This is a genomic window from Arthrobacter sp. zg-Y916 (genome assembly GCF_020907385.1).
Classification (GTDB): Bacteria; Actinomycetota; Actinomycetes; order Actinomycetales; family Micrococcaceae; genus Arthrobacter_B; species Arthrobacter_B caoxuetaonis.
In genome coordinates this window covers 183,894-198,433 of record NZ_JAJJOD010000001.1, presented here as the reverse complement: position 1 = coordinate 198,433, position 14,540 = coordinate 183,894, and the positions used below count along the sequence as shown (strand labels likewise).

Here is a 14,540-nt window from a genome sequence, read left to right as displayed (position 1 = left end):
CGGAAAAGCGCCATGGCAGTAATCCAAGAAACCCCGCCCACGCCCACCGCGCCGGTGCACCCCCGCAACAGCCTGGGCGACCGGCTCTCCCGCATGCTCTACGCCCGGCCCAAGGCCCGGCTCACCGGCCTGCTCCTGCTCCCGCTAGGCTGGCTCGGCGTGCTGTACATCGGCTCCCTGGTCCTGCTTTTCATCACCGCGTTCTGGACCACGGATAGCTTTACGTCCAAGGTCATTCCGGCGTTCACGCTGGAAAACTTCATCGAGATCATCACGGTCCCGGCCTATCAGCAGACCGCCCTTCGAACCATCGGAATCGCTCTGGCTGTCACCGTCCTGTGTGCCGCTTTGGCCCTGCCGCTGGGGCTGTACATGGCCAAGGTTGCTTCCCCGAAAATGCGGGCGGCCCTGGCCATCGGCATCACGCTTCCGCTCTGGGCCGGCTACCTGGTGAAGGTCTTTTCCTGGCGCATTACCTTCTCTTCCGGCGGCCCCCTGGACTGGCTGCTCGCGCCGCTGGGCATGACGGGACCCGGTTACGGAACGGCAGCACTGATCATCACCCTGGCATACCTGTGGTTCCCCTACATGGCAGTGCCGGTCTACAACGCGTTCCGGCAGATCCCCGACAGCCTTTTCGACGCGTCCTCGGACCTGGGCGCCAAGGCCTGGTCCACTGTCTGGACGGTAGCGGTTCCGCTGCTCAAGCCGGCCTTCGTGGCCGGGTCCATCTTCACCTTCTCGCTGAGCCTGGGCGACTACATCGCCGCCCAGTTCGTCGGCGGCAAGACGCAGGTGATCGGAACCGTGATCGCCTCGAACATCAACCTCAACCCGCCGCTCGCCGCAGCCTTCGGCACCGTGCCGATCATCGTCGTCGTGCTTTACCTGTTCCTGGCCCGCAAGTCCGGCGCCCTGAAGCAACTGTAGGAGACTGCCATGAGGCTTTCAGCTTCCGCCAAGATCACCCTGCGCGTTTTCGCGGGGCTGGTGATGGCCGCGATCTACCTGCCGCTGCTGCTGGTCATCGCCAACTCGTTCAACGCCACTACCTCCGGCGCTTTCCCCATCAAGGAGTTCACCACCCGCTGGTGGGTGGCTGCCTGGCACAACGAAGGCGTCCGGGAGGCACTGTGGACTTCGCTCAAGGTGGCATCGGTCGCCACCGTGATCGCCCTGCTGCTGGGTTCAATGGTGGCATTTGCGCTCTCCCGTTATGACTTCTTCGGGAAGAACACCATCAACCTGCTGGTGGTGCTGCCCATCGCGCTGCCCGGCATCGTCACCGGCGTCGCCCTGAACAACACGTTCAAGACCGTGCTGGAGCCGCTGGGCATCGGGCTGGGGCTGTTCTCCGTGATCGTGGGCCACGCGACGTTCTGCATTGTGATGGTGTTCAACAACGTGCAGGCCCGGCTGGGGCGGATGAACCGCGGCCTGGAAGAGGCAGCGATGGACATGGGCGCCAACGTGGTCAAGACCTTCTTCGGCGTCACGTTCCCGGGCTTCCGCTCCGCGTTCGTAGCCGGCGGCCTGCTCGCCTTTGCGCTCAGCTTCGACGAGGTGGTGGTCACCACCTTCACCGCACCGCCGGGCACCGAAACCCTGCCGATCTGGATCTTCAACAACATGGCCCGACCCAACCAGGCACCGGTGGTCAACGTGATCGCCGCCGTGCTGATCGTGGCATCGATGATCCCGGTCTACCTCTCCCAGAGGCTCACCGGGGACGACAAGAAGTAGCGCGGCTCAGCGGGCGGCGGCGCACTCCGGAAGCAGTTCCGCCATCCGTTCATCGCTCAGCCGTGACAGGGCGGTGAGCAGCGTGGTGATCCGTTCCCGCTCGGCCTTGGTGAACCGGCTGGAGTCCAGGATGTCGCTGACCCACAGTCCGTCCATCGCCAGGCGGATGACGACGCCGATGATTCCGGCCGGATCCCGCGGGCCCAGGTTCGCTTCATCCAGCCGCCGGTTCAGGTACAGCAGGGACTCGGCAAGGTTCGGACGGCTGACCGCCGTTTCCAGCAGGGCGGCTTGGTCCATCGAGCTGTTGGCCCGGACGTCGGAAAAAGCCTGGATGTAGGCCCGTTCCTGGGCGCCCACCGGGTCCGGGTCCGCATCGGCCAGGTCTCCCAGCCGGTGAACCAGACCAACGATCATTTCCTCGACGTCCTGCTCAATCTCGGTAATGGACGCTCCAGCGGCGAACATTGCACTCTCTTTTCTTTGCTTTGGTGCCTCTGCCTCCCGGCACTGACTCCGGCAGGGTGACCGGCCAGTCTAGCCCGTTTCGCGGGACTTTTCAGCTTTGCCCAGCCCGGCTGAACAGCCCGCAGCCACAACCCCGAAAGCCGGTATCGTTTGCCCATGCCCATCGACATCCGTCCTGCGACCGTCTTTGAGGACACCGCCGCCGTCCTTGGTCCGAAGAATCCCGACGCCAATGCATGCTGGTGCCTGAGCTACCGGCTCCTGCCGAAGGAAAACCGGGACCTCCAGCGCACCGCCAGAGGCGAACGAGTCCGCGGGCTGGTCCAGGAGGATCCGGCTCCCGGTGTCCTTGCCTACGACGACGGCGTTCCGGCCGGGTGGGCGGGAATCCACCCCCGCGCGGACACCTCTTTCGCGGCGACCCGGAAGATCCCGCACCTGGACGAAACGCCTGTGTGGTCCCTGTGGTGTGTTCGGGTCCGTCCCGGGCACCGTGGAAAGGGCATCTCCCACGCGCTGGTCAACGGTGCGGTGGAGTTCGCCAGGAGCCACGGCGCTCCGGCAGTAGAGGCCTACCCGGTGGACAACCGGGGAGCGAAGGTTGATCTGACCATGGCCTACGTGGGCACCCGGTCCCTCTTCGAAGCGGCTGGCTTCACCATGGCAGCGACGACGGATTCAGTCCTCAACGGATTCCCGCGGGTGCTCATGCGACTGGACCTTACGCCCTGACATCACCCCGGCGCCGCGGCGTAGACTTCCCGCACCGCCTGTGAGAGGAAGCCAGCCATGAGCAATCCGCACCAGCCCGCGTGGTGGACCAGCGCCGTCGTCTACCAGATCTATCCACGCAGCTTCGCGGATGGAACCGGGGACGGCATTGGTGACCTCAGGGGCATCCTGGCGCATGTGGACTATCTGCAGGATCTCGGCGTGGACGTCATCTGGCTCTCCCCCGTCCATGAATCACCGCAGCGGGACAACGGCTATGACATCTCCAACTACCGGCGGATCGACCGCCTCTTTGGCACCGAAGAGGACTTCGACGAACTGCTGGGGCAGCTGCACGTCCGCGGCATGAAGCTGGTGATGGACCTGGTCGTCAACCACACCTCAAGCGAACACCCTGCGTTCAAGGAAGCGCGGTCCTCCCGTGAGAACCCGCTCCGGGACTACTTCTGGTGGCGGGATGCGCGCCCGGGTTTCGAGCCGGGGGAACCCGGGGCCGAACCGAACAACTGGGGAGCGCACTTCGGCGGATCGGCCTGGACCTTCGAACCCGCGACCCAGCAGTACTACCTGCACCTGTTCACCCCGCACCAGCCGGACCTGAACTGGGAGAACCCGAAGGTGCGGCACGAGGTGTACGAGACGATGCGCTGGTGGCTGGACCGCGGGGTGGACGGCTTCCGGATGGACGTCATCAACTTCATCTCAAAGGACCTCGCCCTGCCGGACGGCCTGATGGAACGGGGCAGCATCTGGGGCGACGGATCGCCCTATTTCACGAATGGCCCCCGCATCCACGAATTCCTCCAGGAAATGCGCCGCGAGGTTTTCGGCGGGCGTGACGGCGATTTCCTCACCGTGGGTGAAACCCCGGGAGCCACTGTGGACCAGGCGCTGCTGTACACGGATCCGTACCGAGCGGAGCTGGACATGGTGTTCCAGTTTGAACATGTAAGCCTGGACCAGGACCCGGGACGCAAGTGGAACTACCGTCCGCTGAGCCTGCCGGACCTGAAGACGTCCTGGAACCGGTGGCAGCGCGGGCTGGCCGACAGGGGCTGGAACAGCCTGTACCTCAGCAACCATGACCAGCCCCGGCACGTCTCGCGCTTTGGCAACGACGGCGCCTACCGCTACGAATCTGCCACCTTGTGGGCCACCCTGCTGCATCTGCAGCGCGGCACGCCCTACGTGTACCAGGGCGAGGAAATCGGCATGACCAACGCCGGGTTCACCTCGATCGACCAGTACCGCGACGTCGAATCGCTCAACTTCTACGCTGAGGCCACGGCCGGGGGAATGAGTTCCGAGGATGCGCTGGAGGCGCTGCGGGCAATGAGCAGGGACAACCCGCGCACCCCCATGCAGTGGACCGCCGGACCCAACGCAGGCTTCAGCGACGGTGAGCCCTGGATACAGGTCAATCCAAACTACGTGGACGTCAACGCCGAATCGGACCGGGCAGCCGGGAAGTCGGTGTTCGGCTACTACCGCAGCCTTATCCAGCTCCGCCACACCCAGGACGTGGTGGCCCTGGGCGACTTCCATATGGAAGCCCCTGAACACCCGCACCTGTTTGCCTTCCGCCGCCGGCTGGATGAAACGGAATGGCTCGTCGTCGCCAATGTCTCCGACGCGGATCTGGAACTGCCCCTTGGAATGGCCTCCTCCGGCCCGCTGATCCTGGGAAATTACGCCGACGCCGGGGACCCGGAGGTGCTCCGCCCGTGGGAAGCCCGTGTGCTGGACGCTTCCTCGACCGAGAGCTGGGTTGGCTAGAAGCCCTCAGAACCCACCCGATGAACCATTGACAATATCAACAATTATTGGTCGAATGTGACGTGCGCCACCTGATCATCCGGGTTTTATCGCACGATAATAGGCCACACATTTTATGGCGTCCGCAGTATTAAGTGTTGCCCAGTTACCGGTGCCGGACATTGTCGTTCGTCATCGCCAGTCAAGACGCGACTAGAGGAGTCAGAGCTGACTATGAACAAGAACATCAAGGCCATGGCCGCACTGGCCGCCGCCGGCATCATGCTCACTGCCTGCGGCGCCAGCCCCAATGCCAGGTCTGAAGGCAACAGCTCGGCTGACTCAGCCGGCGACGGCCCTCAGTCCCTCGTATTCGCCGTTGTGCCGACGGATGACAGCAAAGAGCTGGAGAACAGTTTCAAGCCCATCGTGGCCGCAATTGAGAAGGAAACCGGGCTTCCCACCAGCATCGAGGCTGTGAGCAGCAACGCCGGCGTCATCGAGGCCCAGGCGGCTCAGCGGGTGGACGTGGCCACCTACGGAGCGTTTTCCTATTACCTCGCTCAGGATGTCGCAGATATAACCCCCGTGGCGATGGACCAGCGGACCCCCGAGGCAGGATCAGGCGCGGTGCAGTCCCTTGGCGTCGTAGCCGCAGGCTCCGGCATCAAAACCCTCGAGGATGTCCAGGGCAAGGACGTCTGCTTCACGGACCCTGCCTCCAGCACGGGATATTTGGCGGCAGCAGCCGGTTTGATCGGCATCGGGCTGGACCCAAAGACGGACATCAACCCGATTTTCGCGGGATCACATGATGTCGCCGTGACCCAGATGCTCGCCGGGGACTGCGAGGTAGCCTTCGTAGCGGGCACCTTCATCACGGACATCCTCCCGGCACGCGGGGTCATCAAGGACGGCGATGTGGAGACGCTTTGGACATCCCCTGACATTCCCGCAACCCCGATGGTCATTGGCAACTGGCTGCCGGAGGAACTCCAGAAAAAGATCACGGATGCCGTACTGAAGTACAACGCCGTAACGGCCGCCGAGGCAGGCCTTTGCCCGGAGGACCAGCGCGAGGCCCATCCCTCCTGGGGCGATGACTATGCCGGGAAAATGGCCTGCGAGTGGGGCGGCACAGGAGCCTTCGCTTTCGAACCAGCCACCGATGATGACTTCGCAACAATCCGCGAGATCTGCGACACCACGCAGGCTGAAGTCTGCCGCAACGAGTAAGAGGCGAAGAACATGAGCACCGCCCATCCAACCCAAGACTCAGGACAGCCAGCTGTGACAAACGGTTCGCCCACGGCATCCAGCCTGCTCCTGCAGGACCTTGGAATGAGCTTTGGAGCCAAAACAGTGCTCAAGGGCATAAACCTGGACGTGAAGCCTGGACAGTTCGTGGCCCTCGTGGGGCCCTCCGGTGCCGGCAAATCAACGCTGCTGCGCTTGATTAATGGAAGCCATAGACCGACCGAAGGAACCGTGAATGTTCTCGGCGTGAATCCTGGAACGTGCGGGCGCAAGAATCTGCAGAAGCTGCGGACACAGGTGGGGTTTGTTTTCCAGCAATTTGGCCTGGTAGGGCGCCTCAGTGCCATGGAGAACGTGCTGATGGGTGCCCTCGGATCGTTGAGGATGCCCAGGTACGGCATCTCCACATATCCAGCAGCACTGAGGGAGAAGGCTGTTTCGAACCTGGAAAGGGTTGGGTTGGCGGATCATCGTTTCCAGCGGTGCGACACCCTTTCGGGTGGCCAGCAGCAGCGGGTTGCGATCGCTCGGACGCTTATGCAGGATGCCCGAATCGTCCTGGCCGATGAACCAGTGGCGTCGTTGGATCCCAGTGCTTCTCTCTCTGTCCTGAACACCTTGAAGAAAGTAAGCGCTGAGGACGGGTTTACTGTCGTCTGTTCCCTGCACCAGGTGGACCTGGCTCTCCAGGTATCTGACCGGGTGGTCGCAGTCCGAGACGGGTCACTGATCCTGGATACTCCCACGAGGGAGACGTCGGAAGCCTCACTCCGGGGAATATACGAAAAGGCGAAGGGCGCCGGTTCATGAGCCCGTCGGCGGAACGCACAGATCCCGCCGTCCACCCTGCGGCCGGCAACAGTGACAGTGCCAGTGGCAGTAACCGCGGGAATATGCCAAAGGTGAAGGCTCCGCTCCTGCTTTCCGGCCGGCCGCGGGTTTCTGCCGCGACTCTCGGCATCCCGTTGGCCTATCTGGCGGTTACCCTTTTCGGAATCTGGTGGATTGATATCCGTCCCGCCGCCGTGGCAGCGGGACTCGGCGATATTGCCCGGCTGCTGGAAAGGATGGTCCCCCCGACCACCGGCCCGCTGCCGGACCTGCTCACGTTGACGCTAGAGACCCTGTGGATCGCAGTGGCGGGGACAGGCTTGGCGGCAATAGCTTCCGTATTCCTCGCGGCTGCGGCGTCCCGGCACTTCACCGGCCCGCGGGTACTGAGATGGCTCGCCCAGGCAATCATCATCGTCACGAGGGCAATTCCCTCTCTCATATTCGCCATCATTTTTGTGCGCATTTTTGGCCTGGGACCATTGGCCGGCGCGCTGGCTATCGCGTTTCATTCCGTAGGCATGATCGGCAAAATGATGTCCGATGTCTTTGAGGAACAGGTCCCTGCGCCCCGTGAAGCAATCGCGGCGGTTGGAGCCAATCGCATGCAGAACTTCGTATCCACCACCCTGACGCGTGCCCTCCCGGCCGTCACCTCCCTGGTGATCTACCGGCTGGACATCAATGTCCGGGCCTCAGCCGTCCTCGGCCTGGTGGGGGCGGGCGGAATCGGCGTTGCGCTGCAGACGGCCATTGGCTCGCTCAACTACCGCAGGGCAGCGGGCATCATCCTGGTGATCATTGCCCTTCTCCTCATCTTGGAGCTGGTTGCCTACCTCGTACAGCGGGCGGTTGCCGAACATGCTGACGAACACACACAGTCCCAGCTTTTCGTGCCCGGACCTGCTGCGGCTACCCCCGGCTGGAACCGCGCACGGATCCTGCGCACCGGCGGAACAGCGGCAGTCGCATGCTTGTTCCTCTATTCTTTGAGCCAGTTGTCACTAAATCCCGCCCGGCTGGGACAAGCGTGGAACAACGCCACGGCCCTGTTGTCCGGATTCGTCCCGCCCATGGTCACCCGTGACATCCTTCTAGGCATTTTCGAGAGCGTCATCATGGCGTTCACGGCCACTTTCTTCGGGGTGGTTATTGGTCTGGTCATAGCCGTTTTGTCCACCCGGCATCTGGTTCGGTTCGCGCCGCTGGCTTTTGTCCTGCGCGGCCTTGTTGTCTTTATGCGAGGCATCCCCGACATTATCTACGCGCTGATATTCGTCGCAGCCCTGGGCCTCGGACCCTTCGCAGGATTCCTTGCCCTGACGATCTCGTGCACGGCCCTGGCATCCAAGTTCTTCACCGACTCATTGCAAAACGTAGACCCGGCACCCATCAGGGCGCTGGAAGCCACCGGGGCAAACCGGCTCCAGGTTTTCGTCAGCGGGGTGTGGCCCCAGTTTGTGCCGAGCTTCATTGGCAACAGCCTCTTCACGTCTGACCTCGCCCTGCGTGAGTCAGCCGTGCTCGGCATTGTTGGAGCAGGCGGGGTGGGTTTCCTGCTGGACGAATCCGTGGCAACCCTCCACTACCAGCAGACCGCCGGGATCCTCATTGGACTCGTCGTCGTGGTGGTCGCATTGGAATCCGTGGCCCGTTGGGCCCGCAGAAAGGTTATCTGAAATGGGTCAGTGCCCCTATGGTTTCGCTGCCTCCGGTGAGCGTCCCACACGCACCGGTGCGCCGGACGGAACGCGGCCTTCTGAGTGGTCGCCCGCGTTGGATGAGAGCTTCGGGAGCGCCCACCGAGACTATGCAGAACTCCGGCAGACTAATCCGTTTCCCTGGAGTGAAGATTTCGGAGGTTTTTGGTCCGCTACAACCTACGAAGACATTGTTCGCATCACGCAGGATGATGACCTGTTCATCACCTCTGTGCAGAACGTCGTGCCCCACGTTCCGCGTTCCTCCCGCCGACCTCCGCTGCACTTCGATCCGCCGGAGCACACGGCCTACCGCGAAGCCATCGATCCGGTACTGCGCCGCTCGATCGTACGCTCACATGAGGCCGTTTTCCGGGCCAGTGCCACCGAACTGGTACAGGGGCTGCTGGCAAAAGACAGCGACGCCGACGGTGTCCGCGATTTCGCAGCACCTTTCGTCATGGACTGTTTCGCGTCCTTCCTTGGTGTCCCTGCCTCGTTGACTCGGCACATCAGGGATATTGGGGTGCGTTATTCCTTTGCCATTCAGGACATGGACGAGGCCGTCATCGGCGAATGCAGTGCGGAGCTGTACCGGATTGCCGAAGCCGTTTACCGGGAACGGCTGGCCGCCGGTGCTGACTCAGCACAGGACCTCGTTACCAGTCTTCACGAGGCTGCACTCAACCCGGACAATCACATCACTGAGAAGACCGCGATCGCCACGATCCGGCAGATGATCGTGGCGGGCATGGGTGCTCCACAGGCAGTGCTCGGCAGCTGCCTGGTGCATCTGGCGCAGGACCAGGACCTGCAGCAGCACCTGCGGCAGAATCCAGCAGATCTGCCGGCCGCCATCGAGGAATTCCTCCGGCTTCACGCCCCCTACCGGGTTTTTGCCCGGACGGCGAAACGGGACACGGTGGTACACGGACGCACGGTCCGGGAGGCAGAACCCGTGGCCCTTTTGTTCCCTTCCGGCAACAGGGATGAGACGGTATTCCCCGAGCCGGACAAATTTGTGCTGCGTCGGCCAAACAACTCCCATTTGGCTTTTGGCAGGGGCGCCCACAAGTGCCCGGCGGCCACTCTGGGCAGATTGGAGCTGCTTGTAGCCCTGGAAGTACTGCTGGAACGCACCGAGCGTTTTGAGCTTGCCGGCGATGTCGCAATGATGAACTGGCTTGAATACGGACCCCGCGCCGTCCCGCTGCACCTGGTTGGAAGAACGGCTGCGGGTGCGTCCCGCGCGCTCAATCCGGGCATCGGGCAATGACAGAATCGACCCATGCCTACGCCCACTCTGCCGCGTTTTCAGTCCGGCGCACGCCCACAGCAGCTGCTGGCCGTACTGCTGGGCGACTACTGGCATACCCGCAGCGAGCCGATCCCCTCCGCCGCCCTCGTGGACTTGCTGCAGGTCTTTGGTGTGACTGCCAGCGGGGCACGCGCGGCCGTCCAAAGACTGGCACAGCGCGGTTTCCTGGTCGGGACAAAAGCCGGACGGCAGACTTCCTACGCCGTGTCGCCCATGAGCCGGGACCGGGTCAACACACATGTCCGCGCACTGTTCATGAGCCACCTGCCCCAGGCCTGGGACGGGTCTTGGACCTTGGTTGGATATTCTCTCCCCGAGGACGCGAAAGGAACCCGGAGGGTTCTGCGCGATCAACTGCGGCAGCTCGGATTTGGCAATCTCTACGATGCCCTTTGGGTGCGCCCGGGCAACCACCTGGAGTCTGTGGACAACCTCAGGACGCATCTGGCGGGGCTGCTGAGTCCGGATCAGCTAACGGTATTCACCGGTGCCCGGCTCCCGGGCGGGGAAGGGCTGGATGCTGTCCGGGCGGCGTTTGGTTTGCCGGCACTGGCCACAGGCTACGCGGACTTTATAGAACGCTGGGAGCCGTTTGCCGCCGCTCTGAAAACTGGAGCAGACGTTGCCCTGCACGCCGATCCGGGCTCAGGGCTCCGCCCGGGGGACGCGGTCCTCCAGCTTCGGACCTCGATTATGGCCGACTGGCGCACCCTGCGCAGAGAGGACCCCTGCCTCCCCCACGAACTACTTGGCCGGGACTTTCCCATGCACCGCGCCGTGGCAATTTGTTCGGCCCTGTACGACGCTCTGGGCCCGGCAGCGGAATCAGGTTTCCGCAGGATCCTGCGCGCACATGATGAGTCGTTGGCCGCTCTGGCCACACATCACACATTTGAGGCATCAGCCTCGCTGCTTCGCTCGAAGGACTGAGCCCCCCCTTCGAATTCCACCCGTGCCGCCTTTCGGCGCATAGCGCACCACGGACAGGAACTCCCATGCCACACGTAAAACGCCCATCGAAACTTGCCTCCAAGGTGCGGCCGTCGGTTCTTTCCGCCGCACTTATCGTTGCCGCTGTCACCGCTGCATCGGCGGCGATTGCCCCTGCTCACGCGGTTCCTGTCTCGGAGAAGCGGGCTGCCGCAGCGTTCGAGGAACCGGCTTCAGAGGTGCGGGGTACCCTTCCCGGCGGCGGACGCTATGTCCTGCACGAACCCGCACGGTGGAACGGAACGGTCCTGATGTGGAATCCCGGGTACGGCGGAGCACCCGAAGCTTCTGCTGCCCCCAATCCCACCGTCCGAGGGTGGCTGCTGTCCAATGGATATGCACTCGCCGGCAGCACTGCCGCAGCTGGCGGCTGGGGAGTTGAGGGGCTCATCGGCAATCAGCCCGCGCTCCTCGACGCGGTGGAGTCCGAACTGGGCAAGCCCGAGTTCGTGGTTTCCTGGGGTTCATCCATGGGCGGGCTGACTTCAGTCGCGAATATGGAGGCTTATCCACAGATGTTCGACGCCGCCCTGCCTCTGTGTGGCTCCGTTGCCGGTGCGATTCCCATGCTGAACGGAAGCCTGGACGGTGCCTTTGTCCTGAAGATGCTTCTTGCGCCAGGCGACAACCGGTTGGAGTTGGTAGATGTTCAGGACGAACCAACCCGCCAGGCTGCCTTTCGTGAAGTGCTGGACGAGGCACAGGCAACGCCCGCGGGAAGGGCGCGAATTGCCTTGGCTGCGGCCGTCGCCCAACTTCCCTCCTGGACCCAGGCGGGCACCCCGGAGCCTTCGCCCCGTGACTATGCTGCACAGCAGGAACAGCTTTACGCAGCCTTCATGTTCGGAGTGATCTCACCGAGGCAGCCCCTGGAAGAACGTGCCGGCGGCAACTTCTCATGGAACACCGGGGTCGATTATGCCCGCTCGCTGGACCAGTCCGGCCAGGCAAAGATGGTCCGTTCCCTCTACGCAGAGGCAGGGATTTCCCTGGCCAACGACCTCAAGACTGTCAATACCGCAGGGCGGGTCAGCGCGGATCCTGTTGCCGTGGCCTACATGCAGGCCAATGCCACGCCCCTCGGGGATATTGACGGCCCCGTGCTTTCTCTCCACGAGACCGGAGACACCGCCCCAACCGTGACCCAGGCGGGGACATATGCCGAGCGGGTGCGGCGAAACGGGGACAACGCCTTCCTGCGGCAGGCTTTCGTCGACAGGCCGGGACACTGCAATTTTGCGGATGCTGAAATCGCGGCGATGGTCACCACCCTGCAGCAGCGGCTGGACTCCGGCCGTTGGGCCAGCCTGGCGCATCCAGCCACACTCAACCGCCTTGCTGACCGGATCGCGAAGGAAGACAACCTCGGCAGGGGTGGTTCCTTCTCGTCATTCCAGCCGCCCCGGATGCTGCGTCCGGAACGTGCCGAAGGCAACTAAGGCTGCGGGGGAACCTGCCGGATTCGTTGTGCTGGCGGAGGGGGCGGCTAGGCTCAGACGAAAGAAAGCCGCAGTGAAAGGAAGCACATATGCCCCGCACCGCCCCCACCATTCCGCTCCGCAACGGGCTGGAACTGCCCGCACTGGGCATGGGCACCTGGCCCATGGACGACGCACAGACGGCCGACGCCGTTGCCACAGCCGTTGAGGCAGGTTACAGGCTCTTCGACACGGCAGAAAACTACGGCAACGAGGCCGGTGTGGGAGAGGGCATCCGGCGCAGCGGGATCGCCCGGAGCGAGGTAGTTATCACCACAAAGTTCAACAAGCGGTGGCACTCCCGGGAGGGCGTCCGCGAGGCATTTTCCGCGTCGGCCCAGCGGCTTGGCACCGAGTACGTCGACCTGCTCATGGTGCATTGGCCCAACCCGGACCAGGATCAGTTCGTCGAGGCCGTCCAGGGTATTGCCGACCTGCTCGCCGAGGGAATGGTGCGCGGCATCGGGGTTTCGAACTTCAAGCCGGCACACCTCCAGCGTCTCGCCGACGCCGGGGTCCTTCCCGACCTGAACCAGATCCAGGTGGACCCGCGCCACATCCGTCAATCGTCCCGGCAGGCCAACAGCCGGCTGGGGATTGTCACCGAATCGTGGAGCCCGCTGGGAAGGGACGGCGGCCTGCTGAAGGACCCGTCCGTCACCGCGCTCGCCGCGAAGTACGAACGCACACCAGGGCAGATTGTCCTCCGCTGGCACGTGCAGCAGGGCCTGGTGCCCATTCCGAAGGCATCCTCCCGGGCACACCTGGAAGAAAACCTGGCGGTCTTCGATTTCGCCTTGGAAGAAGCCGAGATAGCGGACCTCTCCGCACTGGATACCGGGGAGGACGGGATCCTGGACTCAGACAGCTTCGGCCACTGAGCGGCCCTGCGGCGGCGAGGCTTTGCCGGCGGCGGGCAGGCTGTTAGCGTCGGGGCATGTCCCGCAGCCCCCTGCTCCGTGCCCTGACCAGCCGCGCCCCAAAGACCGGCCGCCCGCGCCGGGCCGCCGCCGTCGTCCTGGGGCTCTTCCTGGCCTTCGCCGGCACCAGCCATCTCACTTTCGCGCGGGAGGAGTTCCAGGCCCAGGTTCCCGGCTGGGTGCCGATGGACAAGGACCTGGTGGTGATCCTTTCCGGTATCGCCGAAATCGGCCTGGGGGCTGCGCTCACCGCGCTGCCGAGCCGCCGGGTACCAGTGGGGCTGGCCGCCGCAGCGTTCTTCATCGCCATCTTCCCGGGCAACGTCTCGCAGTACGTGACGCAGACGGACGGATTCGGGCTGGACACCGACCAGAAGCGGCTCGTCCGGCTCTTTTTCCAGCCGCTGCTGGTTATCTGGGCTCTGTGGTCCACCGGCGAGTGGCAGGCCCTGCGCACTGCACTCCGCCGGAAGTAGCCGGGCGCGTGCGCGGCCCCAGTGGTCGAACTTGATGCCCGCCACAGCATCATGTGCGCAACACCACGGCTTTGCCTGCGCGGTATGTGATGGGGGTTATGCAAAGCGACCCCCGGGTTCCCTAGCCTTTTAAGTGGGAGTGGGGGTTGGCGCGCCCTTGCACGCCGCCGAAATCCCCCACTCATGACCATCGAAAGGAGGACCTATGTTCCAGACAAGGTCCACGCGTGGAACCACCAAGCGGACAACAGCCCTCCTCACGGGCATCGCAATCGCTTCTGCCCTCGTGGCGGGCGGCGTCTCCGCCGTTGAAATGAGCTTTGAGACTGCTCCGTCCCTGGGCGCTGCTGTCGAAGCAGCTCCGGCCTCAGCCTAGGCTCCGGCCCGGCTGAATCCCGAAGTCCCGCAGATGAATTGTCTGCGGGACTTTCAGCTCTCCGGGTGCAGTGGAAGAATCGCGGCAAGCCAAGGAACTGTATACCAAGGAACTGCACAGCACGGCGGTACAACGTCCAGGAGCTGATCGCATGGCTGGGACCCAACGCAAGCCCACGGGACCGGATTACGGCAACGTCCCCGTCATCGCGTCCGGCGTTATCGCAGCATTCGTTGCCATTACGACGGCGGTGGTTTCCACGGGCGGGGCAGAGAACGAATTCCGCTGGCAGCTCGGCCTCGCTGCCGGATGCATTGCCTTCATCGTTTGCCTTGCCACGTTCTCGCTGATGATCCTCGCTGGCAAACCCAATCCTGATTCCATGGGCCACGGATCGGGCGTCAACCGCCGGTTCGGTGCCGAACCGGATGCCCGGGAAAGGGACCAGGAGGAGCCGGGCAAAGATTGAGCGGCCGGGTTACCGGCCGCTCAATCT

The 14,540-nt window shown here is 63.6% G+C and carries 15 protein-coding genes; 14 read left to right on the top strand and 1 reads right to left on the bottom strand.

Translation table 11 applies throughout. The features are described 5' to 3' along the window. Positions 1-12: 12 nt before the first annotated feature. Together LOC59_RS00960 and LOC59_RS00955 are read left to right on the top strand one after the other, a co-directional pair. The gene (locus LOC59_RS00960; RefSeq protein WP_227916753.1) at positions 13-930 is read left to right on the top strand and encodes an ABC transporter permease; all 918 of its coding nucleotides are present in this window, start codon (positions 13-15) and stop codon (positions 928-930) included. Between the two features lie 9 nt (positions 931-939). Then, complete coding sequence (locus tag LOC59_RS00955) at positions 940-1,743, top strand: ABC transporter permease (protein ID WP_227916754.1); 804 nt, start codon at positions 940-942, stop codon at positions 1,741-1,743. Positions 1,744-1,749: 6 nt separating this feature from the next. On the opposite strand, the gene LOC59_RS00950 is transcribed toward LOC59_RS00955, so the two are convergent. After that, positions 1,750-2,211 carry a TetR family transcriptional regulator gene (locus LOC59_RS00950; RefSeq protein WP_227895853.1) on the bottom strand — a complete coding sequence of 154 codons (462 nt, stop codon included), beginning with the start codon at positions 2,209-2,211 and terminating at the stop codon, positions 1,750-1,752. A 156-nt stretch (positions 2,212-2,367) separates the two neighbouring features. Here LOC59_RS00950 and LOC59_RS00945 point away from each other — a divergent pair, with 156 nt between their 5' ends. The 12 genes from LOC59_RS00945 (at position 2,368) to LOC59_RS00890 (ending at position 14,513) form a co-directional block, all read left to right on the top strand. Then, positions 2,368-2,943 carry a GNAT family N-acetyltransferase gene (locus LOC59_RS00945; RefSeq protein WP_227916755.1) on the top strand — a complete coding sequence of 192 codons (576 nt, stop codon included), beginning with the start codon at positions 2,368-2,370 and terminating at the stop codon, positions 2,941-2,943. 57 nt (positions 2,944-3,000) lie between these two features. Beyond that, positions 3,001-4,719 carry an alpha-glucosidase gene (locus LOC59_RS00940; RefSeq protein ID WP_227895855.1) on the top strand — a complete coding sequence of 573 codons (1,719 nt, stop codon included), beginning with the start codon at positions 3,001-3,003 and terminating at the stop codon, positions 4,717-4,719. Positions 4,720-4,932: 213 nt separating this feature from the next. Further along, complete coding sequence (locus LOC59_RS00935) at positions 4,933-5,934, top strand: phosphate/phosphite/phosphonate ABC transporter substrate-binding protein (protein WP_227895856.1); 1,002 nt, start codon at positions 4,933-4,935, stop codon at positions 5,932-5,934. Between the two features lie 54 nt (positions 5,935-5,988). Further along, positions 5,989-6,765, top strand: coding sequence for a phosphonate ABC transporter ATP-binding protein (gene phnC, locus LOC59_RS00930; RefSeq protein ID WP_227916756.1), 777 nt, complete (start codon positions 5,989-5,991; stop codon positions 6,763-6,765). Between the two features lie 83 nt (positions 6,766-6,848). Beyond that, positions 6,849-8,465: a phosphonate ABC transporter, permease protein PhnE gene (gene phnE, locus LOC59_RS00925; RefSeq protein ID WP_227916757.1), complete on the top strand. Its 1,617-nt coding sequence runs from the start codon at positions 6,849-6,851 to the stop codon at positions 8,463-8,465. 1 nt (position 8,466) lies between these two features. After that, positions 8,467-9,762: a cytochrome P450 gene (locus LOC59_RS00920; protein ID WP_227916758.1), complete on the top strand. Its 1,296-nt coding sequence runs from the start codon at positions 8,467-8,469 to the stop codon at positions 9,760-9,762. A 12-nt stretch (positions 9,763-9,774) separates the two neighbouring features. Continuing rightward, positions 9,775-10,734 (top strand): PaaX family transcriptional regulator, encoded by a 960-nt coding sequence (locus LOC59_RS00915; RefSeq protein ID WP_227916759.1) that lies wholly within the window; start codon positions 9,775-9,777, stop codon positions 10,732-10,734. A 65-nt stretch (positions 10,735-10,799) separates the two neighbouring features. After that, the gene (locus LOC59_RS00910) at positions 10,800-12,233 is read left to right on the top strand and encodes a hypothetical protein (RefSeq protein WP_229970213.1); all 1,434 of its coding nucleotides are present in this window, start codon (positions 10,800-10,802) and stop codon (positions 12,231-12,233) included. 89 nt (positions 12,234-12,322) lie between these two features. After that, positions 12,323-13,153 (top strand): aldo/keto reductase, encoded by an 831-nt coding sequence (locus LOC59_RS00905; protein ID WP_227916761.1) that lies wholly within the window; start codon positions 12,323-12,325, stop codon positions 13,151-13,153. Positions 13,154-13,209: 56 nt separating this feature from the next. Next, the gene (locus LOC59_RS00900; RefSeq protein ID WP_227916762.1) at positions 13,210-13,668 is read left to right on the top strand and encodes a DoxX family protein; all 459 of its coding nucleotides are present in this window, start codon (positions 13,210-13,212) and stop codon (positions 13,666-13,668) included. A gap of 205 nt (positions 13,669-13,873) precedes the next feature. Next, a complete protein-coding gene (locus LOC59_RS00895) occupies positions 13,874-14,044 on the top strand; it encodes a hypothetical protein (RefSeq protein ID WP_227895864.1) in 171 nt (56 codons plus the stop codon). A gap of 151 nt (positions 14,045-14,195) precedes the next feature. Next, positions 14,196-14,513: a hypothetical protein gene (locus LOC59_RS00890; protein WP_227895865.1), complete on the top strand. Its 318-nt coding sequence runs from the start codon at positions 14,196-14,198 to the stop codon at positions 14,511-14,513. The last annotated feature ends 27 nt before the right edge of the window (positions 14,514-14,540 follow it).